This window comes from Streptomyces sp. NPDC057617 (genome assembly GCF_042800555.1).
Classification (GTDB): domain Bacteria; phylum Actinomycetota; class Actinomycetes; order Streptomycetales; family Streptomycetaceae; genus Streptomyces.
Genome location: NZ_JBHVGV010000010.1, coordinates 87,224 through 106,505, shown reverse-complemented (window position 1 = coordinate 106,505; position 19,282 = coordinate 87,224). Strand labels below are relative to the sequence as shown.

General features: G+C 72.2%; 17 protein-coding genes and 1 tRNA gene. 4 read left to right on the top strand and 14 right to left on the bottom strand.

Annotation, left to right across the window (positions count from 1 at the left end; all coding sequences use genetic code 11):
* Positions 1–31 precede the first annotated feature (31 nt).
* Genes ACFU9P_RS24525 through ACFU9P_RS24510 form a run of 4 tightly spaced genes read right to left on the bottom strand, consistent with a single transcriptional unit; the run spans position 32 to position 5,998 of the window.
* Complete coding sequence (locus ACFU9P_RS24525; protein WP_376377640.1) at positions 32–1,690, bottom strand: lipid II flippase MurJ; 1,659 nt, start codon at positions 1,688–1,690, stop codon at positions 32–34.
* Complete coding sequence (locus ACFU9P_RS24520; protein ID WP_376377638.1) at positions 1,687–3,123, bottom strand: O-antigen ligase family protein; 1,437 nt, start codon at positions 3,121–3,123, stop codon at positions 1,687–1,689. Before ACFU9P_RS24520 ends, ACFU9P_RS24525 begins: the two co-directional genes overlap by 4 nt.
* Entirely contained in the window at positions 3,123–4,712 is a 1,590-nt protein-coding gene (locus ACFU9P_RS24515; RefSeq protein ID WP_376377636.1) for a sugar transferase, read from the bottom strand. Before ACFU9P_RS24515 ends, ACFU9P_RS24520 begins: the two co-directional genes overlap by 1 nt.
* Positions 4,709–5,998 carry a glycosyltransferase family 4 protein gene (locus ACFU9P_RS24510; protein ID WP_384084419.1) on the bottom strand — a complete coding sequence of 430 codons (1,290 nt, stop codon included), beginning with the start codon at positions 5,996–5,998 and terminating at the stop codon, positions 4,709–4,711. Before ACFU9P_RS24510 ends, ACFU9P_RS24515 begins: the two co-directional genes overlap by 4 nt.
* Before the next feature lie 400 nt (positions 5,999–6,398).
* On the opposite strand from ACFU9P_RS24510, the gene ACFU9P_RS24505 reads away from it, so the two are divergent.
* A complete protein-coding gene (locus ACFU9P_RS24505) occupies positions 6,399–6,638 on the top strand; it encodes a chaplin (RefSeq protein ID WP_384084416.1) in 240 nt (79 codons plus the stop codon).
* 230 nt (positions 6,639–6,868) lie between these two features.
* Positions 6,869–7,228, top strand: a complete 360-nt coding sequence (locus tag ACFU9P_RS24500) for a hypothetical protein (RefSeq protein ID WP_376377630.1) — start codon at positions 6,869–6,871, stop codon at positions 7,226–7,228.
* Between the two features lie 77 nt (positions 7,229–7,305).
* Here the strand turns inward: ACFU9P_RS24500 and ACFU9P_RS24495 are convergent, their stop codons facing one another.
* Positions 7,306–8,007 carry a vitamin K epoxide reductase family protein gene (locus tag ACFU9P_RS24495; RefSeq protein WP_384084413.1) on the bottom strand — a complete coding sequence of 234 codons (702 nt, stop codon included), beginning with the start codon at positions 8,005–8,007 and terminating at the stop codon, positions 7,306–7,308.
* 48 nt (positions 8,008–8,055) lie between these two features.
* Positions 8,056–8,562, bottom strand: coding sequence for a DUF5949 family protein (locus ACFU9P_RS24490; RefSeq protein ID WP_376377626.1), 507 nt, complete (start codon positions 8,560–8,562; stop codon positions 8,056–8,058).
* 260 nt (positions 8,563–8,822) lie between these two features.
* Here ACFU9P_RS24490 and ACFU9P_RS24485 point away from each other — a divergent pair, with 260 nt between their 5' ends.
* Positions 8,823–10,613 (top strand): hypothetical protein, encoded by a 1,791-nt coding sequence (locus ACFU9P_RS24485; protein ID WP_384084780.1) that lies wholly within the window; start codon positions 8,823–8,825, stop codon positions 10,611–10,613.
* A gap of 15 nt (positions 10,614–10,628) precedes the next feature.
* Here the strand turns inward: ACFU9P_RS24485 and ACFU9P_RS24480 are convergent, their stop codons facing one another.
* The 8 genes from ACFU9P_RS24480 to galU form a co-directional block, all read right to left on the bottom strand.
* Positions 10,629–12,797: an NB-ARC domain-containing protein gene (locus ACFU9P_RS24480; protein WP_384084410.1), complete on the bottom strand. Its 2,169-nt coding sequence runs from the start codon at positions 12,795–12,797 to the stop codon at positions 10,629–10,631.
* A gap of 205 nt (positions 12,798–13,002) precedes the next feature.
* Positions 13,003–13,076, bottom strand: a tRNA-Ala gene (locus tag ACFU9P_RS24475).
* A gap of 83 nt (positions 13,077–13,159) precedes the next feature.
* The gene (gene glpR / locus ACFU9P_RS24470) at positions 13,160–14,305 is read right to left on the bottom strand and encodes a gephyrin-like molybdotransferase receptor GlpR (RefSeq protein WP_376377620.1); all 1,146 of its coding nucleotides are present in this window, start codon (positions 14,303–14,305) and stop codon (positions 13,160–13,162) included.
* Between the two features lie 142 nt (positions 14,306–14,447).
* Positions 14,448–15,071: a GNAT family N-acetyltransferase gene (locus ACFU9P_RS24465; RefSeq protein WP_376377618.1), complete on the bottom strand. Its 624-nt coding sequence runs from the start codon at positions 15,069–15,071 to the stop codon at positions 14,448–14,450.
* A complete protein-coding gene (locus ACFU9P_RS24460) occupies positions 15,068–15,643 on the bottom strand; it encodes a molybdenum cofactor biosynthesis protein B (protein ID WP_384084406.1) in 576 nt (191 codons plus the stop codon). The genes ACFU9P_RS24465 and ACFU9P_RS24460 overlap by 4 nt, the downstream gene beginning before the upstream one ends.
* Positions 15,640–16,179, bottom strand: a complete 540-nt coding sequence (gene moaC / locus ACFU9P_RS24455; protein WP_384084403.1) for a cyclic pyranopterin monophosphate synthase MoaC — start codon at positions 16,177–16,179, stop codon at positions 15,640–15,642. The genes ACFU9P_RS24460 and moaC overlap by 4 nt, the downstream gene beginning before the upstream one ends.
* A 72-nt stretch (positions 16,180–16,251) precedes the next feature.
* A complete protein-coding gene (gene glp / locus ACFU9P_RS24450) occupies positions 16,252–17,586 on the bottom strand; it encodes a gephyrin-like molybdotransferase Glp (protein ID WP_384084400.1) in 1,335 nt (444 codons plus the stop codon).
* A gap of 38 nt (positions 17,587–17,624) precedes the next feature.
* Positions 17,625–18,527 carry a UTP--glucose-1-phosphate uridylyltransferase GalU gene (galU, locus tag ACFU9P_RS24445; protein ID WP_384084397.1) on the bottom strand — a complete coding sequence of 301 codons (903 nt, stop codon included), beginning with the start codon at positions 18,525–18,527 and terminating at the stop codon, positions 17,625–17,627.
* A 105-nt stretch (positions 18,528–18,632) separates the two neighbouring features.
* Here galU and ACFU9P_RS24440 point away from each other — a divergent pair, with 105 nt between their 5' ends.
* Positions 18,633–19,256: a 5-formyltetrahydrofolate cyclo-ligase gene (locus ACFU9P_RS24440; protein ID WP_384084394.1), complete on the top strand. Its 624-nt coding sequence runs from the start codon at positions 18,633–18,635 to the stop codon at positions 19,254–19,256.
* The last annotated feature ends 26 nt before the right edge of the window (positions 19,257–19,282 follow it).

Here is a 19,282-nt window from a genome sequence, read left to right as displayed (position 1 = left end):
GGCTGTCCACAAGGGGCCTGGGGACTCCGTGTCAGCGGGCATGTGCGAGCTTTCGTGTGAGGGGGCGGACAAGAACGCGGGTGAGGGCGCGCAGGACGGTGTCGGTCCCGGGTGCCCCGAGGGCGCGGGCGATGACCAGGAACACCGCGGTGACGGCCGCGCAGGCCGCCGCGGTGCCCAGGACGGGCGAGGGGATCAGGACCGCGCAGAGCCAGCCGGAGCCGGTGGCCGCGGCGGCCGCGGAGCTGAGCTTGAGCAGTCCGCCGGTGACGGCCCGGAGGGCGACGGGCACGCTGTGGCGGCCGACGCCGTGCAGCATCAGGGCGGCGGTGAGGGTGATGCCGAGGGCGTTGGCCGCGGCGATGCCGAGCACGCCCCAGACCCGTACCAGCAGGGCGCCCGCGCCGGTGGTCAGCGCGAGGCCGGTGAGCATGGCGAGGGCGGGGAACCAGAGGGGGCGCGCGGCGGAGAAGTAGCAGCGCACCAGCGCCCCGACGAGGGTGTGGCCGAGCAGTCCGAGCGCGTACACCCGCATCACGGAGGCGGTCGCGGCCGTGTCGGCCGGGTCGAACGCGCCGCGCTGGAAAAGCACTTCGATGAGCTGCGGCGCGCAGGCGATGACCGTGGCGGCGCCGATCAGGACGACCGTCCCGGCCAGCGCGAGATCGCGCTCGACCCGGCGGCGCGCCCGGCCGGTCTCCCCTGCCGCCATGGCGCGGGCGACCACCGGGAAGGTGACCGTGCACAGCATCATGGAGAGCGTCATCGGGATCTGCGCGACCTTCTGCGCGTAGTTGAGATGCGAGATCGCGCCGGCGGGCAGCGGCGCCGCCAGGAACCGTTCGATGAGGACCTGCGACTGCCTGCTGAGCGCGAAGACGATCACGGGCGCGAGGAGCGCGAGCGCGACGGGCGGTCCGGTGCGCGTGGCCTTCGCCCCGCTGTCGCTCTGTCTCTGACGTTCTGTCAGTTTTCGCCAGAGCGAGGGCACTTGGACCAGCACCATCAGCACCCCGCCGAGCGCGACCCCGGCGGCGGCGGCCCGTACCCCCCACCGGTCCCCGGCCGCCAGCATCGTCGCGATGATGCCCGCGTTGTAGACGACGTAGATCACCGCGGGCGCCACAAAGCTGCCGTGCGCGCGCAGCGCCGCGCTGCAGTACCCGGCCATGCCGAAGGTCAGTGCGCAGGTGGCGGTGAGCCGGGTGCAGTCGACGGCGAGTCCCGGCTCGGGCAGCCCCGGCGCGAGGACCGCCACCACCCACGGCGCGGCGGCGATCAGCAGGGCGGCGCCCGCGCTGAGGGCGAGGAAGAGCCGGGGCAGGGTCGTACGGAGCAGCAGCCGTACGGGATCCTGCCCGGGCGGCGCGGATCCGGCGGCCCTGCGGGCCAGGGCCAGGCTGAAGGCCGGTACGAGGATCAGGGCCATGGCGTCCTCGATGAGGAGCGTGGCGGCCACCTCGGGCACGGTCCAGGCGACGAGGAAGGCATCGGTGTCGGGGCCCGCGCCGTACAGATGGGCGATGGTCTGGTCACGTACCAGACCGAGGAGCGCGCCGACGGCGGTCAGCAGGGCGGTCAGGAAGGCGGCCCTGGCCAGGAACCCTCCTGAGGAGGGGGCGTTGTGGCCGGCCTGCCGGGGCACCGTGGGCGGGCGTGGCGACTCACTCGTATGACTCGTACCGGTCACGCGGCGGCAGCCCCGCTCCCGGTCTCGCGGTTCCGCGCAGGATCCGGCCGGCCGTGGTCCGGGCTCAGCGCCCACCACGCGGCCAGCCCGAACATCACGGCCGTCAGTACGGTGGACGGGCCGCCGATGTCCGCGTACCCGAAGTCCACGAACTGCCAGACCAGCAGCCCTGTGACAACGAGCGCGCAGCCGCCGCCACCGCGTCCGTACCGTGGCAGCCGTCTCAGCGCGAGGACGAGCAGCGCGGCCCAGCTTCCGGCCAGGGCCATGATCCCGAGCAGCCCCTGCTCGCTGAGCACCAGCAGATACATGTTGTGCGGCGAGAGCAGTGGCTGCCGCTGGAAGCCGAGTCCGGCGCCCGCGGTGTCGCTGCCGGACGAGAGTCCCAGCGAGGCATGGCTGTCGCGGTGGGCGGGGAAGCCCTTCAGCCCGACGCCGGTGACCGGCCGCTCCCGCCACATGTCGGTGGCCGCGGCCCACATCGTGTACCGGTCGGCGACGGACTGGTCGGGCGCGTCGGTGACCCGGGTGATGCTGCTGAGACGCTCGCTGATCATCTGCGAGCCGATCCCGAGACCGCCGACGAGAACGACCCCGAGCGCCCCCGCGGCCAGCACGACCACCGCGGCCCTGCGCACCCCGGAGACGATGAGCTGGAGCAGGAGCGCGACGCCCGTGGCGATCCAGGCACCCCGGCTGAAGGACAGCGCGAGGGGTACGAGCAGCAGCCCGGCGCCGACGAGCGCGACCGTACGGCGCCGGGGGCCCGGTTTGCGTACGGGAGCCAGCGCGTACCCCACGCAGATGACCAGTCCGTACGCGACGACCGTGGCCATGCCCATCACATCGGTGGGCCCGAAGGTGCCGACGGCGCGGATGTTCTCGCCCATGTACGAGGCGCCGGTGCCGGTCAGATACTGCGTCACCCCGATCGAGCCCTCCACCAGCGCGAGCGCCACAACCGCCCCCGCGACCAGCCGGAAGTCCCGCCGGTCACGGATCAGCAGCAGCAGCGCGGCCGGTACGAGCACGAAGATCTGCAGATAGCGCGCCACCCCGGGCAGGGCCGCCGGAGCGTCGCCGGAGGTCAGCGCGGCGACGGTCACCCCCAGCACCGGAAGTCCCAGCACCAGCGCTGCGGTACGGGTCAGCGGCCGGGCCCGCTCGCGCGCCAGCCGTACGAGGCAGTACGCGACGAGCAGCGCCGAGGCCGCGTCGGCCACGCTGCCCGTACCGGCGGAGCCGTCCCCGGCGGGAGCCGCCGGTACGGCCACCAGCGCGACGACCGCCACGGCCGGCAGCACCGGCCCCGACCGGCGCACGGCACCGCGCAGCGCGCCCCGCCACCCGTCTGCGGCGCTGCCCGCCGCCCGGCCGTCCTGGCGCGGGCGGCGGGCGGCGGGCAGCAGGGCCCCGGCGGCGTCGGCGGTCATCAGCTTCCCGCCGGACGGACCAGGGAGACGGCGGTCCGCAGCAGGATGCAGACGTCCTGCCAGAGCGACCAGTGGTCGATGTAGTGGTTGTCGAAACGGGACCGGTCCTCGATGGAGGTGTCCCCGCGCAGCCCGTGGACCTGCGCCAGCCCTGTGATGCCGACGGGCATCCGGTGCCTGGCCGCGTAACCGGGGTGGGTCTTGCTGAAGTTGGCGACGAAGAAGGGGCGTTCGGGCCGGGGCCCGACCAGGCTCATGTCGCCGCGCAGGACGTTCCAGAGCTGCGGCAGTTCGTCGAGGGAGGTACGGCGCAGAAAGCCGCCCACCGGGCTCAGCCGCAGATCGTTGGCGATGTTCCAGCGGGTGGCGGCCTCATGGTCGTCGGCCGGGCGCAGCGTACGGAACTTCAGCAGGGTGAACGGGCGGCCGTTCTGGCCGACACGCTCCTGGCGGAACAGCACGCCGGGGCCGTCACCGAACCGTACGACGAGCGCGCAGATCAGCAGCACCGGAGAGACGGCCAGCAGCGCGGGCGCGGCGATCACCACATCCAGCAGACGCTTGGCGACCGTACCGGGACGGCGAGCGGCGGGCGGCTCCAGCCGGCGCCAGGCGTATCCCCACAGATGCTGGGCCATCCCGGGCGCCGGGGCCGCGGTGTCCCAGGGGCCGGGACCGAGGAACGAGGTGGCGCAGCCGTACTCATGGAACAGCGCGACGAGCGCAGCCTGGTTCGTACGGTCGCGAGGGCCGGGAAAGTCGGAGTCGGGGAAACCGGGCTCACCGAACCCCGCGTCGGGGAAGTCTGGTTCGGGGAAGCCCGCGGAATCGGCACCGGGGACCCACGGGCCGATGAACAGCGCCTCCCGCACACCGTTCTGGATGACGGCCCGGTGGATCTCCTCGGCCGAGGTCAGCACCGGCAGCGCCGGACCGTCCGTACCTCCGCCGCCGCGCCCGCCGTCCCCCGGCGGCGCGACGATCCCGACGGGCCGCAGCCCGTACTCGGGATGCTGCGCGAGCAGCGTGGTCAGCCGCCGCGCCACCGTCCCCGTACCGACGACCAGCGCGGACCGCAGCCGGCCCCGCGCCACCGCGCGGCGCCGCGCATGGACCAGCGACCGGCCGCAGCACGCCACGGCAAGCTGTACGGCGGCGCCGCCGAGCAGCGCCGTGACACCCAGCGTGCGGGCGGGCAGGAACGCGGCGAGCATGGCCGCGGCGGCGCACCACGACGCGGCGACACGGGCGGCCAGCGCGGGCAGTTGGTCGAGCGCCGACGGCACGACTCCGGGCCGGTAGAGCCCGCCGAGCGCGTTCAGCACGGTCACACAGACGACGAGCTGCACGGCCAGGACGGCCTCCCGCTCCTCGTCGCTGAGCACGGCGGCGGACAGTACGGCGGCGAGCGCGTCCGCCGCGAGCAGCGGCAGGCCGGAGCCCAGCGGGCCGCGCGGGCGGCGGCGCGGCGGCGGCGCGACGCGGTCGGGGGCGTCCCGGGGCGGCGCGATCGGGACGCGCGCGAGGCGCTGTCCCGTCGCCCTCGCGGGCCCGGACGGTGGGGGAACGCTGGTGCTTTCCGTGGTCACTGGGCGATCGGCTCCCTGCGCTCGGGGCGCGGCACGGCGGCGACTTCGCGGTACACGTCCGCGATGGCCTGCGCGGTCTGCCGCACGTCATAGGTGCTGAGTACGTGCTGCCGGCCCTGGCGGCCGATGGTTTCGCGCAGCGGCCCGTCCCGGAGCAGGGTGCTCACGGCGGCGGCCAGCGCGGGCGGGTCCTCGGGCGGGGTGAGACAGAGGGTCTCGCGGCCGGGCGGCAGGCTCTCGCGCGCGCCGTCCACATCGCTGAGGACGACGGGCCTGCCACTGGCCATGGCCTCCAGCGGGGCCACCGCCATGCCCTCCCAACGGGACGGCAGGACAACGAGATCGGCCGCGCGGTACCAGGGCGCGGTGTCCGGTACGGCCCCGGCGAAGAGCACCGAGGGCGGGGCGGTGGCGCGCAGCACGTCGGCGTCGGGACCGTCCCCGACGAGTACGAGCCGCGCCTGCGGCATCTGCCGTACGACCGGCCGCCAGGCCCGCAGGAGGATGTCCTGCCCCTTCTGCCTGCACAGCCGTCCGACGCACACCACGAGCGGAGCGGTCGGCTCCAGGGTGGCGAGCAGCGGGAGGGAGGCACGGGCGGCGGCACGGCCGGGGGCGGCGGTGCGGGTGAGGGTGGTGCCGGGCCCGGTGTCGGTACCGGCAGGGATGCTGTCGGTGCTGGTGCCCGGGCCGGTCGAGGTGCTGTCGGTGCCGGTCGGGGTGGCGTACGTGCCCGCGAACCGGCCGGTGTCGACTCCGTTGTGGACGACGGACCAGGAGGCGCGGATCCCGGCGCGCTCGCCGGTGAGCCGTTCCGCCTCGCTCACGCAGACGACCCGGTCGGTCCACCGGACCGCCCACCGCTCCCACTGTCTGGCCAGCCTGCCGGTCACTCCCCCGACCGCCTCGAACGACCAGGCGTGCGGCTGGAAGACCGTCGGCACCCGGCCCCGGACGGCGAGCCGTCCCGCTAGGCCGGCCTTGGCACTGTGGGCGTGGACCAGATCGGGGCGGATCAGTTCGACCAGCCGCTCGACCTGCCGTACCTCGGCCGGCAGGCCGCGCCCCGGGGCGCGTGTCGCGTGCCAGAGATGGACCTCGGCCCCCCGCCGTGCCGCCGCCTCCGCGAGCGGACCCCCGGGGGGACAGGCGACGACGGTCCGGACTCCGGCACTCCGCTGGGCGCCGATCAGATCGAGAACCACCCGGGCCACTCCGCCGTCGACCGGCTGTACGAGATGGAGCGCTGTGAAGCCGGTCCCGGGAAGGTGCCGTTGTGCCCGCACGCGCAACTCTTTCCACTCGTCGCTACTACAGCTATAGCTACAGAAATGCAATCTCTTGAACGGTCCCAAGGCGCTTGCACATCAACTGCTCACCGAATTCCGCCTAACCGCACAATCTCCTCCGCCGCGAAAGAACGAAACAAAGACCGAAACAAGAAGGCACCTTTACAGAGCGCGGAGTGAAAATCACGTCAGACGCGCTGAAACGAGCTGAACGTACAAGACGACTTCGGGCAATGGCGCCGTGGCGCAACTCCCGTTAGCAGACCGGGGCCAACTCCTGGGGGAGCGTCACTCATTCGGGTGCGCAACCGATGGCCGTCCCTGGCGTTGATGCATAAGTCGGGCAGTCGCGCCCGGCATCTATGCCATCTCATTACGACCGAGGAGCGCTTCTCACATGTCGCGTATCGCCAAGGCTGTTGTTCTCTCCACCACGGCAGCCGCCGCTGTCGCCGGTACCTCCGGCGTCGCCTTCGCCGACGCCGACGCGAAGGCCGCGGCCGTCGGCTCCCCGGGCGTTCTGTCCGGCAACGTCCTCCAGATCCCGGTTCACATCCCCCTGAACCTCTGCGGCAACACCATCGACATCATCGGGCTGCTGAACCCGACCTTCGGCAACACCTGCTTCAACGCGTGACCTTATTCGCCTCGTCGATGACGTGACGCGGAAGAGCCGCTCGTCCCCCCGGGGGCTGAGCGGCTCTTCTGTTGCCCTTTGTTGTCCGTTTCCGGCCCGTTTCCGGCACGCCGGAGAATCGTTACTCAGGGCGGGACAAGGCCGCGCGAAAACCTCCAAGAGGCGTGCGCGAAAAGACAGTTGCCCTGTCGTCCGAGAACTCCGAGAGACTCCGAAAGAAGGATTCCCCCATGAAGCCCCTGAAGATCGCCGCGGTCGTCGCCGGTTCCGTCATGGCCCTCGGCGCCGCGGCCCCGGCCTTCGCCACCGAGAACCTCACCCCGTCCAGCCTCAACGGCGCCCTGGACACCGTCGCCCGCGACGGACTGCGCGACGGAAAGCCGCTCCACACCAACGCGCTGGACACGGAGAACGAGGGCTCTGTCATCAACGCGGTGAAGAAGACCACGGACGGGCTGAACAAGAAGCAGGCGAAGAAGCAGTCCGGGAGCAAGAAGCAGAGCGGCACGAAGCAGACCGGCTCCAAGCAGACCAGCAGCAAGGAGCAGGGCCTCGGCAAGCTCCTGGGCGGGCTGTCGCTCGGCAAGTGATCCCCCGTAACCGCCGGAACCGAGCGGGGAGGGAGCGGACGGTCCGGGTCCTCGCGGACCCGGACTCCGCGGCGGGGTCAGCTCGTCCAGAAGTCCCACCAGCGGATCAGGATCAGCATCCCGATCACCCCGGTCCACAGCACGGGCAGCACCCAGTGGAATTCGCTCAGCGCCCCGCGCACCCCGGCGGGGGCGGGCAGAATCCGGTGCTCGATGTTGTGGACGGTGACGTAACAGAACATCACGATGGTGGCGACCCAGGCCAGAGAGCACCACAGGCACAGCGAGTTGATCTCGTACAGCGACTGGTACTGGAGCCAGGTGCAGAATCCGACACCGAACAGCGTGCCCGCGTTCAGACCGAGCCAGAACCAGCGCCGATAACGCGCCCCCGCGAGCAGACCCGCGCCGATACCGATCACCACGGCATACGCCACAAGCCCCAGCATCGGATTGGGAAATCCGAACGCCGAGGCCTGCTCGCTCTTCATGATGTTGCCGCAGGACACCACCGGGTTGAGGCTGCATCCCGGGGTGAAGTCCGGGTCCTCAAGCAGCTTGAACTTGTCGAGGGTGATCACCCATGCCGCCAGCAGCCCGGCGGCGCCGGTGATCACCAGCAGCAGCGCGAACCCCCGGCTGCCGCCCACTTCCGCCGTGCCGCTTCCGGAGGCGTGTTTCCCGGCCTCACCGGTTTTCCCGGTTTCTTCGGCTTCCCCGGTTCTTCCGGCTTCCCCGGTCTGTCCGGCGGGCGTGGTCCGGTCCCAAGTCGTTGTCATGACGGTCCGATTCGTTCGCTTCGTATGCCTCGCCTCGCCCGTCGCGCCTCAGCCGCGCAGACTGCTGACCGGCACCAGACAGTGCGCGGCGCCGGCGAGCATGCCGACGTCGCCGACAAAGGCGCGCAGCCGCTCCTCGGTCACCGGCCGTCCCGGCGTACCGTCCGGCCAGGGGCGGGTCGCCACCATGAAATAGACCTGCCGGGTCCGCCGCGCGTCCTCTTCCCACTCCGGCGGAACCGGGCACTGCGAGTTCAGATACGGCATGGTCAGCACCGCCTGCCCCGCCTCCACCAGCAGCTTGATCGGGACCTGGGGCGCGTGCGCGACATCGACCAGATCGCCACCGGGATTCAGCCCGATCTCCTGGAGGACCGCGCGCATCGCCTCCTCGCCGGCCGCCGGACCACCCCGGCCGTCACCGAGCGAATAGGCAAGCAGAAAAGGCGCGTTGCGCTCGCCTTCGGAAGGATCGCTGGTCCAGGGAATCACCGAGAGGGTGCCCAGAAGAGGGGCGTACTGAACACTGCCCGACGCGGTGTTGGAAGAGGTCATGCCTCGGCACAGTAGTGGCCTCCGTGTTAATTCCGTGAGCCCGTGTCACCCGAGTGGGGGAATTCGCTGGCTGCTTCCCGCCATCGATTCCTCAATTTCGTTCCCCAGTACGAGACTTATTCATGTCTCCGTCCTGGGAAGGCACTTGGGAAAGAGCGTGGGAGGGGCTCGGGAGGGGCTCGGGAGAACGAGGGCGCGCGGGGTGACGTGCGCGTACGCCAAGGGGCAGGGGCCGCCCCCGGTACGGTGTAGCCGTGGCCATGCACGGTAGCGCGGGGCCGCCGCTCAGGGTCCCGGTGGGCCATGACGCCCGGCGGTGGAGCACCTTCCCCGGCGAGAAGACCCTGGTCGTGGCCGCCCGTACGGTCACCTCGACCGTGCGGGTCCTGGAGATCCTGCCGGCCCTGCTGCGCGGCGACGCCCGGATCACCGTCGTCTTCGCCCATGACCCGACCTCCGCCTTCAATGACGGAGTCCTCGATCTGCTGCATGACTCGGGATGCCGGGTCATGCCCTGGGCCCAGTTGGGCAGCATCACCCCGGATCTGATCGTCTCCGCCAGCGAGAATGTCGAGGTGCCGGGGGCGGGGCTGCCCAGCGCCGGTGTGCCCGGTCTCGGAGTGCCCAACTGGGGTGCCCCGGGCGAGGGCTGTCCCGTACTCGTCCTGCCGCACGGGGTCGGCTTCCAGAAGCTCGTGCCGGACTCCCGCTCCCCACGGACCCGGCTGTCCGGTGTGGTGCCGGACGCGTTGCTGGAGGCGGGCCGGGCCTGGCTCGCCATCTCGCATCCGGACCAGGAGGAGCAGCTCCTCACCACCCATCCCAAGGCCGCGGGTCACACCCTGCTGGTGGGGGACCCGGTGTTCGACCGGCTGGCCGCCAGTCTGCCGCGGGCCGGTTCGTACCGCCGCGCGCTGGGTGTCGAGGACGGGCGGCGGCTGGTGGTGCTCAGCTCCACCTGGGGCCGCACCTCCCTGATCGGCCGGGATCCGGAGCTTCCGGCACGGCTGCTCGCGTCACTGCCGTACGACGAATACCGGGTCGCGGCGATCGTGCACCCCAATGTCTGGTCGGGGCACGGCGCCTGGCAGATCCATACGCTCCAGGCCGCCGCGGAGGACTCGGGCCTGCTGCTGATGCCGCCGGTCGACGCCTGGCAGGCCGCGCTGGTGGCGGCGGACGCCGTGGTGGGCGACCACGGTTCGGTGACGCTGTACGGTGCGGCGCTGGGCAAGCCCGTACTGCTCGCCGCGTTCGGCAGCGACGCCGTACCGGGGACGGCGATCGCGCGGCTCGGCCGGTCCGCGCCCCGGCTCGACCCGCGCGGGGATCTGCGCGGGCAGATCGAATCGGCCGTACGGACGCACAGCCCGGAGCGGTACGCGGAGATCGCGGCCGGTGCCTTCGCGGAGCCGGGGCAGGCGCTGGTCAGGCTGCGTACCGCGCTGTACCGCCTGATGGGGCTGGCCGAGCCGGACTCCGCCCTGCCGCCTCCCCTGCTGACGCTCCCCCGCCCCGATCCGCCCGCGGCGGCCGTCACCTCCTGGACGGTGGCCACCGAAGCGGCCCCGGAGGACGGCCGCTGGGTCGTGACCGTACGCCGTCACCCCGCGGCGGCCTGCGAAGACAGCCGCACGGGACCCCAGGAGACTCCCGGGTCGTTCGTGCATCTCGCGTGTGACGAGGAGGAACGCGACCGGCGGCTGAGCGAGAGCGCGTCAGTGCTGGTGCGTGACCGGCCCGCGCCGACCGCGGTGGGCGCGCTGCGCTGGATCGGGGAGACGCTCGACGGGTTTCCCGGCAGCCGCCTGGCCGCGGTGGCGCTGGACGGGGGCGGTTTTCTGGTGGGGCTGCGTGACGGACGGACCGTCGAGGCGACGTCGACCGGCGCCGGCGTCCATGTGGGTCTGCCGGCCGCGGTCGTCTATACGTGTCTGCGCGCGGGGATCGCGATGGACGACATCATCGTGACGCTCAGGGTGGGCGGGGTGCGGGAGGAGGATGTCGCCCTGCGCTTCCGGACCTCCCGGCCGCGCGGTCCGGCGTACTGAGGGCGCTTTTCAGCGCTATTCGTGCTCGGGCAGGTCCTGGAGGCGGTCGAGGCGCTCGCGCAGGGTGTCGGCCTCGGGGCTGCCGCCGTCCGCGTAGATCTCGTACGCCCTGGTGAGCTGCTCCCGTACGGCCGCCAGGCCCTTGACCGTACGTCCGCCGCCCGTCCGCTCGGTGAGGTCCGCGAGCCGGACCAGGGCTTGTGCCTCGTAGTGGCTGGCGTTCTGCTCGCGCAGGGTCCGGGCCGCCTCGCTCAGCGCGCGCTTCGCCTCGTCCGTATCACCGAGATGCTCGTGGGCGGCGCCGATCGCGGCCATGGCCCGGGCCGCCATCCGCCGGTCGGCGCGGCCCATCAGGTCCTCGTACGCCCTGCGCAGGCTCTCCAGGGCAGTGGCGTGGTCGCCCTTGGCGTCCTGGGCGCAGCCGAGGAAGTAGGTGACGATGGCGACTCCACGCCATTCGCCGGCCTCGATGTTGAGTTCGATGGACCGGCGGTAGGCGTCCATGGCACGGTCGGGGTCGAAGCGGTCCCAGTACCGGCCGGAGAACTCCCGCACCGACGCGCCGAGCGCGGCATGCCCGGAGGCGTCGGCGCAGGCGACCGCGGTCTCCAGCTCCGTACGCGCCCTGTCGTACTCACCGAGGTCCATCAGCGGCCGGGACAGCAGACTGCGCAGGCGCGCCTCCGCCGCGGGGACGACGGCTTCGGCGGCCGAGGCGGCTCCCAGCTCCAGGGATTCCTTCCAGTCGCCGAGGTGCCTGCGGTGCAGGAAGAGCACCGTAAAGGCCTCGGACAGCGGCCAGACCAGCGTATGGAGGCCATGGCGGGAGGCCTCGCGGAGGACGGCGAGAATATTGGCGCGCTCGGCGTCCAGCCATTCCAGCGGAGGGGGACCGTTCTCCGCGGCGAAGGGGTCGGACGCGCCGCTCAGCAGCTCGGGCAGGTCGGCGATCCGCAGCCGGTCGGCGCGTACGGCGCGGTCGGCGAGGGCGGTGAGCGCGAGATAGTGAGTCGCGACCCGGGCCGTCAACTCCCGCTGCTCCTGCGCCGGTTGCTCCTCGGTGGCACGCTCGCGGGCATGCAGCCGTACGAGATCGTGGAAGCGGAACCGGCCGTCCGGCGTCCGGTCCAGGAGGCTGGACTCCCGAAGCGCTTCGAGGAGCGACTCGGCGGCCGGTGTGCCGATGTCCGCGGCGACCGCGGCCGTACCGGCGTCGAACGACCGCCCGGGGAGCCATCCCAGCAGCCGGTAGAGCCGGGCCGCGTCGGGCGGCAGATCACGGTAGGCGAGTCCCAGAACCGCGGACACGGAGTGCTCCCCTCGTCCTCGTAGAGACATGCCCGCCAACCGGCGGGTTTCATCGGCGAGTTCCCCGGCCAGCCCGCTCATGGTGAGGCCGGTGTCGGTCACCAGCCGTGCCGCCACCACATGCAGGGCCTTCGGCAGTCCCGCGCACAGCTCGACGAGCCGCTCGGCAGCGTCCCGCTCGGCGGTGACGGCCGGCTCGCCGCAGCGGTCGGCCAGGATCTCCAGCCCGCTGCGCAGATCGAGCGGTTCGAGGGGCAGCAGCCGCGCCCCGTCCATGGCCAGCTCCCCGAGTCTGCCGCTGCCGGTGACCAGCAAGGCACTGCCGGGACCTTTGGGAACCAGGACATTGACCTGCGCGGGCTGGTTAACGTCGTCCAGTACGACCAGGATCCGCCGGCCTGCGGACCTGCTCCGGAACAGCTCGACCCGGCCGGCGAGGGACTGCGGGATATAGGTGTCGTCCACCCCGAGGGCCTTCAGACACTGTCCCACCGCAGCGGAGACATCACCGCCCGTACGGCCGCGCAGCGCGGCGAAGTCGACATAGATCTGCCCGTCGGGAAACCGCTCACGCGCCTTCTCCGCCCACCGCTGGGCAAGCGCCGTCTTCCCGATCCCCGGCAACCCGGTCAGCACCCCGAACCCGACCCGTGAGGAACCGCTCCCCGGGGCGCCGAGGCGGTCGTCCAGTAAGGAGAGATCCGCCGAGCGATTGATGAACTCGAAGGTCAGCGGCGGCACTTGATCCGGCGCGGAGCCGGGCCCGTGGGCCGGTGGCGCCTGGACATTGAAGGTGATGCCGCCATGGATCTGCTGAGCCTGGACAGCCGGCCCGTACACCGTCCCGGACAGCTCATTCCTGACACCGTCGCCCATCACACCGCCCCCGCGCCCAGAAGTCCCGGCCCTGCCATTGCCACATCACATGCAACCGTAGAGGACAGAGCCGCGCAGCCCGCCCCGGCCGACCCGAAAGGGGGTGCGGGTGGCGAAGCCCCCGCCGCGCGAGGCGAAGCCGGGCAAAAAGGAGAGAGCGGGGCCTGTCCGCGCTTTCTGCGGACAGGCCCCGCTCTCTCGCTTGTGGACCTGAGGGGATTTGAACCCCTGACCCCCTCGATGCGAACGAGGTGCGCTACCAGTCTGCGCCACAGGCCCTTGCGACGTGTGAAACCTTAGCACCCCCGCCGCCGTGCCCGGAAATCCGTTAGGAGCTGGTCACGGGGTGGGGCGGGGGTGGGTTACTCGTTGGCGGCGCGGGGGCGGGATTCTTCGTCGTACTGGTCGAAGAGGGGGGTTCTGCCGCCGTCGCGGGGGCGGCGGGGCGGCGGGGCGGTGCGCTGGGGGGTGGCCGGGTCGGGGGTGGGTTCGGCGGTGGAGGAGCGGGCCGCGCTCCACGTTTCCGGGTCGCCGACCTCGACGCCGCTGGTGGCGCGCGGGGCGACCGGCGCCGTGACGTACGTGGGGAGCGGGACCGGGACGGGCTCCCAGCTCTCGCCGCTCGCCGGGCCGCGTTCGCGCTGCTGGTCGACCCACTCCGCGTGGTCGGTCTGCTCGACCAGGGCGCGGCGGCCCGCCTCCTGGGGCGAGACCTTGGGGACCGGTTCCGGTTCGGGGCGGGGTTCGGGCTCCTCGTCCGGCTCGCCGACGGCGGCCGTGGAGGGCTGATGGCGGCGCGGCCGGTTCTCGCGGAGCCGCTGCGCGGCCGCCTCGGCCCTGCGCCGGTCCATCGTGAAGGCGAAGCGGCGCCGCTCCTGGGCGCGCAGATGCACGATGTACGCGCTGAGGAGGACGGCCGGGACGCCGGGCGCCCAGAGGAAGCCGAGACCGCCGACCGCCGCGACGACCGTGCCGAGCGTGAAGGCGACGAAGAGGACCATCGTCGTGCGCCGGCGGCGCGCCAGGACCTGCGAGCGCTGCGCACGCCGGGCGCGTTCGGCCGCGCCCCCCGAAGGCCGCCCGCGCCGCGCGGGCACACTCTCGGGCGCGGCCCCGGCCGTACCGCCGGCGCCCGCCTGTCGTCCCGGACCTGGCCGGGAGCGCGACGGTGCCGGTCTGCCCGGGGCCGGGACGTCCGCGCGGATCTCCATCCGCGCTTCCGTACGGGCCGGGGGCGCGGCGAAGGCCCGGACGTCCACGGAGCTCATCGACTCCGTGCCGGCGTCCGGCTCCCCGTCGGGCCCCGCCTCCTCGGCGGCACGTCCCTGAAGCTCCTTGGCGTAACGGCGCTCCATGGCCGCCCGTCCGGACAGCAGCCGGATGGCGGTACTGAAGCGCTCCGTCGGACGTGCCTCATTGAGCTCGTCCTGCCTGCGGAGCCACATCGGCACCAAGTAGGCGGCCCAGGCCCCGACGATGACTGCGTAGATGAGGCCGCTGCTGCTCACGGTTCACACCGTAGAGGGGTTCGCACGAGGGCATCGGCCAATTGAGCCGGTGTGTCGCACGATCTGGCTGATACCACGGACTTTTTTTGTGACTGTTCAGATCAGTTTATGGCCATATGCCGATCAATATCGAACACTTATCTTATTTTCTGTGTGTTCCTGGCCGTGCCTGGCGCCACCGGCGGACCAGCCCCTCGGGCACCTCCTCGGCCGTGAGGACGTACACGAGATGGTCCCGCCATGCCCCGTCGATATGGAGATAGCGCGGGCGCAGCCCTTCCTCGCGGAATCCGAGTTTCTCGACGACCCGACGGCTCGGCCCGTTCTCCGGGCGAATGCAGATCTCGACGCGGTGCAGCCCGACCATCCGGAAACAGTGATCGACGGCGAGCGCGACCGCCGTCGGCATCACACCGCGGCCCGCGACCTCGCGGTCCACCCAGTACCCGACATGCCCGCTGCACATCGAGCCCCAGGTGATCCCCGCGACGGTCAACTGGCCCACCAGCCGCCCCTGGTACTCCACCACGAAGGGCAGCATCCGGCCCGCGTTGGCCTCGGCGCGCAGATGGCGGACCATCTGGCGGTAGGTGGGGCGCTGGGCGGCCGGGCCGCCCGGGGGCGGCGGCGGGATCGTGGCCTCCCAGGGGCGCAGCCAGTCGCGGTTGCGCCGGTTCACCTCGCGCCAGGCGCGCTGGTCGCGCAGCCTTATGGGGCGGAGGGTGACCTCACCGTCCACCAGGGTCACGGGCCACGCCGGGTTCATCCGGAGGTACGGGGGTGATCGCCGCCGTGGATCTGGTCCACGGCGTGGACAAGCAGCCGGCCCAGCACGGCGAGACCGTCGCGCACCCCGCCGGACGAGCCCGGCAGATTGACGATCAGGGTCCGCCCGGAGACCCCGGCCAGGCCCCGGGAGAGCGCGGCGGTGGGGACCTTGGCGGTGCCCTCGGCTCGGATGGCCTCGGCGATGCCCGGGATCTCGTAGTCCAGGACGAGCCGGGTCGCCTCCGGAGTGCGGTCGGTGGGCGAGATGCCCGTACCGCCGGTGGTCAGGATGACGTCGTACGAGGCGGCCACGCCCTCGCGCAGCGCGCGCTCGACCGGCTCGCCGTCGGGGACGACCTTCGGTCCGTCGACCGTGAAGCCGAGCGCGGCGAGGCCGCCGGCCAGGATCGGGCCGCCCGTGTCGCTGTAGACACCGGCGGCAGCGCGGTTCGAGGCGGTGACGACCAGGGCGCGGTACGGGACCGGCTGCACCGGACCCGAGCCGTACGGAGCGGGCGTCGATCCCGTACCGGACACGGCCTCCGTACCGTCTCTCGCAGGCCCGCTCATGAGGTGCCCTCGCTCGTCTCCGTCACCCGGCGGGTCCAGTGGCCGGACTTGCCGCCCGTCTTCTCCTCGACCCGTACGTCCGTGATCACCGCGCCCTTGTCGACCGCCTTGACCATGTCGACGACCGTGAGCGCGGCGACCGACACGGCGGTCAGGGCCTCCATCTCGACGCCCGTACGGTCCGTGGTCCTGACCGTCGCCAGGATCTCGACGGCGTCGTCCGCGACCGCGAGGTCGAGCGTGACCCCCGAGATCGCGAGCGGATGGCAGAGCGGAATCAGCTCCGGGGTCCGTTTCGCGCCCATGATGCCCGCGATACGGGCGGTGGCGAGGGCGTCCCCCTTCGGCACTCCCCCGCCCCTGAGCAGTTCGACGACCTGCGGCGACACCAGTACCCGGCCGCTGGCGCTGGCGGTGCGCGCGGTGATCTCCTTCGCCGAGACATCGACCATACGGGCCGCTCCCGACTCGTCGATGTGGGTCAGGCTGCCCTGCTGAGAGGGTCCGGGGGTCTCCCCCCGGGAAAACGCGGTCATTCGCTGTGGCGCTCCCGGTCCGGGCCCGTCAGGGCCTCTGTGGGCAGACACGGTACCGCCACCACCGGACCGTCAGCCGATCAGGACGACGTCGACGTCCGACCCGGGCTCGGCCAGGACCGAGTCCTCGGGGACGACGATCAGCGCGTTGGCATGGGCGAGGGCCGCGACGAGGTGCGAGCCGGTCCCGCCGACCGGGGTGACCGAGCCGGTCGCCGCGTCGTACGTCCCGCGCAGGAACTGACGGCGGCCGGCCGGGGAGGTCAGCGGCTTGTCGGCGGAGAGCGTGGCGCGGACCCTGGGGCGGTGGACGTCCTCCAGGCCCATCAGCCTGCGGATCGCGGGCCGTACGAACAGCTCGAAGGAGACGTACGACGAGACCGGGTTCCCCGGCAGGGCCAGCAGCGGGGTGTGCTCGCGGCCGATCGCCCCGAAGCCCTGCGGCTTGCCCGGCTGCATCGCGAGCTTGCGGAAATCGACCCCGCCGCCGTCCTCGTCCTCGTCCCCCACCGCGGAGAGGGCCTCCTTGACGACGTCGTACGCCCCGACGCTGACACCGCCCGTCGTGACCACCATGTCGGCGCGGATGAGCTGGTCCTCGATGGTGGCGCGCAGCGTGTCGGCGTCGTCGGTGACGGCGCCCACGCGGTACGCGATGGCGCCCGCGTCCCGGGCCGCGGCGGTCAGCGCGAAGCTGTTCGAATCGTAGATCTGGCCCTCGCCCAGCTCCTCGCCGGGCTGGACCAGCTCGCTGCCGGTGGAGAGCACGACCACGCGCGGGCGCGGCCTGACCCGTACCGCACCGCGGCCGATGGCGGCCAGGAGGCCGATCTGCGGCGGGCCCAGGACCGTACCCGCCTCCAGCGCCAGATCACCGGCCCGCACATCGCTGCCGCGGGAGCGGACATGCCCGCCGGCCTCGATCGGGCGGTACACCCGCACCTCGCCGCTCGCGCCGCCGGGAGCCTCGCCGGCCGGGCGCATCGAGAGGGCCGCCCCGCCCCCCGTACCCCCGTCGGTCCACTCCACCGGGACCACCGCCTCGGCGCCGGGCGGCAGCGCGGCGCCGGTCATGATCCGGGCCGTCTCGCCGGGGCCGACCTCGGGCAGCGAGCCGCTGCCCGCCGCGACATCGCCGACGACGGTCAGCACGGCGGGGAACTCCTCGGTGGCCCCCGCGACATCGGCCGTACGGACCGCGTAACCGTCCATGGAACTGTTGTCGAACGGCGGCAGGGCCACCGGCACCGTGATGTCCTCCACGAGCACACAGCCCTGTGCGTCGGGCAGTTGCAGCTCGATCGGGTCGAGCGGGTGGACCGCGGCCAGGATGTCCGCGAGATGGTCGTCCACCGACCAGAGACGCTCGTGCCCGAAGGCCGGTACCGGTTGTGCCGTGCTGCTCAAGTGCTACATCTCCTCGTCAAGTGCTACATCTCCAAGTGCTACATCTCCTCGGCGACATAACTGCGGAGCCAGGTCCGGAAGTCCGGTCCCAGATCTTCACGTTCACACGCGAGTCTGACAATGGCACGCAGATAGTCGCCGCGGTCGCCGGTGTCGTAGCGGCGGCCCTTGAAGACCACACCATGGACGGGACCGCCGACCTTCTCGTCCACGGAGAGCTGCTGGAGCGCGTCGGTGAGCTGGATCTCGCCGCCCCGGCCGGGCCCGGTCTCACGCAGTATCCCGAAGACGGCGGGGTCGAGGACATAGCGGCCGATGATGGCGTAGTTGCTGGGCGCGTCGGCGGCCTCGGGCTTCTCGACCAGGTCGTGCACCTTGACCACATCGGCGTCGCGCGTGGGCTCGACGGCGGCGCAGCCGTAGAGGTGGATCTGCGAAGGATCGACCTCCATCAGCGCGACGACGCTGCCGCCCTCGCGCTCCTGGACCTCGACCATCCGGGCCAGCAGCGGGTCGCGCGGGTCGATCAGGTCGTCGCCGAGCAGCACCGCGAAGGGCTGGTCGCCGACGTGCGGCGCCGCGCAGAGGACGGCGTGGCCGAGACCCCTGGGGTCGCCCTGGCGCACATAGTGCATGGTGGCGAGGTCGCTGGACTCCTGGACCTTCGCGAGGCGTTCGGTGTCTCCCTTGCGGGTGAGCGCCTCCTCCAGCTCGTAATTCCGGTCGAAGTGGTCCTCAAGAGGCCGCTTGTTGCGGCCGGTGACCATGAGCACGTCGGAGAGACCGGCTGCCACGGCTTCCTCGACCACGTACTGGATCGCGGGCTTGTCGACGACCGGCAGCATCTCCTTGGGAGTTGCCTTGGTGGCGGGCAGGAACCGGGTGCCGAGACCGGCAGCGGGGATGACAGCCTTGCTGATCCTGGAGGGCGACTGAGTCATGCCGAACACAGTATCTGTTGCGTATGGGCGGAAGATGATGCTCCGGTTAACTTTCGCCTCATACAAACGCATACGAGAGGTTTGTGATGTCTGGTGCGTGATGAGATGCCCGGAAAAGCGGCCCTGCGGAGCGAACTGCTCACCGCGCGGCGCCTGCTGTCGGATGAGGACGCCCGGCGCGCCGCGGCGGTTCTCGCGCGGCGCGCGCTGGAGCTGCCGGAGCTGGCCCGGGCCCGTACGGTCGCCGCGTATGTCTCGGTGGGGCGTGAACCCGGCACGCGCGCGCTGCTGGACGCGCTGCGCACGCGGGGCGTACGGGTCCTGCTGCCGGTACTGATGGCGGACAACGACCTCGACTGGGCGCCGTACGAGGGCGCGGAGCGGCTGGTACGGGCCGGGCGGGGGCTGCTGGAACCGGACGGTGCGCGGCTCGGCCCCGACGCCGTCCTGGAGGCGGACGTGGTGCTGCTGCCGGGCCTGGCGGTGGACGGGCGCGGTATGCGGCTGGGGCGCGGCGGCGGCTCGTACGACCGGGTCCTCGGCCGGCTGGAGCGGACGGGGGCGGTACCGGCCCTGGCCGTCCTGCTGTACGACGGCGAGGTCGTCGCGCGGGTCCCGGCGGAGCCGCACGACCGTCCCGTACAGGCGGTGGTGACGCCCGGGGGCGTGCTGCGCTTCACCACCGGGGACGCGCGCGTGCCGGACGGGCGGTGCCGGCACGAGAGCTGACATGTGCCGGACGGGCGGTGCCGGCA